Origin of the sequence: Stenotrophomonas maltophilia group sp. RNC7 (genome assembly GCF_030910085.1) — a bacterium.
GTDB lineage: Bacteria > Pseudomonadota > Gammaproteobacteria > Xanthomonadales > Xanthomonadaceae > Stenotrophomonas > Stenotrophomonas sepilia.
Genome location: NZ_JAVFVN010000200.1, coordinates 1 through 1,365, shown reverse-complemented (window position 1 = coordinate 1,365; position 1,365 = coordinate 1). Strand labels below are relative to the sequence as shown.

Annotated in this window: 1 protein-coding gene; it reads left to right on the top strand. The window is 30.8% G+C overall.

Translation table 11 applies throughout. From position 1 onward, the window contains the following. Nucleotides 1–1,154 (top strand): DNA polymerase III subunit beta (gene dnaN / locus RCF13_RS02840; RefSeq protein WP_308140820.1); only part of this gene is annotated, 1,154 nt, incomplete at its 5' end. Between the last annotated feature and the right edge of the window lie 211 nt (nt 1,155–1,365).

Sequence of the window (1,365 nt, the reverse complement as noted above, 5' to 3'; positions counted from 1 at the left end):
CAATAAAAGGAGAGATTAATATGGAATTTTCAATTAGCAAAAATATTTTAGTGGATGCATTAACAAAGGTGAGTAAATATACTGCAAAAAGCAACGCAATACCCATTCTTGGTGGAATCTACGTAGAGGCAAAAAACAATACAGTTATCCTGGTTGGAAGTAATAAAGAGTCTACTATTCAGATGAAAATAGATTCACAAGATAATCTAAGCGTAGAAAAAGAAGGAGCTATTGTAATACCCAAAACTATCAGTGACATAGTACGTAAATTACCTAACGGTGAAATATGCTTTAAATTACAAAAAAAAGGATTATTAGACGTCTCAACTAAAAACTCTAAATTCAGCTTAAATACACTTTCAAGTGAAGAATATCCAAATTTCGAACAAGGAAAATTCTTATTCCAAGTAAGTATTGAAATGGCGGATCTAATCCAAGCAGTAGAAGGAACCTATTATTGTGCTGCAACTGATGACGCCCGCCCAGCACTAAGAGGAATAGAAATTAAAATAACAAACAAAAAGATTGCATTTTCTGCTACCAATGGACACCTATTATCACAGTGTCGTATTGCATTAGAGAATGAAACTAATGAAGAAGAAAAATTATTGCAAGCTGCTATAGTTCCAGCTAAATGGATACATGATGCAATAAAAAATTTTACCAATGATACCCTAACATTAGGATTTGAAGAGAATGCAGTTACTTTATTTTCATCTACGCAATATATAAAAACTCAATTGATTGAAGGTAACTTTCCTAATTTTGAACCATTTTTAGAGTTTCCACAATCCATTGTCAGCTCTTTCACTACTGATAAAGCTGAACTAATTAAAGGATTAGAACAGGTAGATATTATTTGTAGCACTGCTGAACCTAAAGCTGCAGCATCAATTATGTATGAAAATAGTGAATTAATTTTATCCAATAACAATAAAAATCAAGGCGAAGTAGTAATTAAAACACCAACTACTTTAAATGGTGATAAAGAAGATATTAAAGTAGGCTTCAATGTGAATTATTTACTTAATCACTTGAAAAGTCTATCAGGAGAAGAAGTAACATTAGGCTATATTGGAGATATAAAACCTATAGTTCTTAATGGTAATCGCGAAGAGGAATTTAAACTTATGCTACCAGTAAGATTAGGTTAATAAATTGAGAGAAGAGTGCATTTGCTACCCTTCTCTTTTAATTTTTTAGGGAGGGATTTAATGCAACACTTTAACTTTAATAGTGAATTATTTCTAAAAAAAATAAAAAAGTATTCAAACAAACTACGTCCTATTAAACATACAACCGGAGAATTAGAAATCCTACAATCACTTTTAAATCAAGAGGACATACAAGACATTGATTTTACTA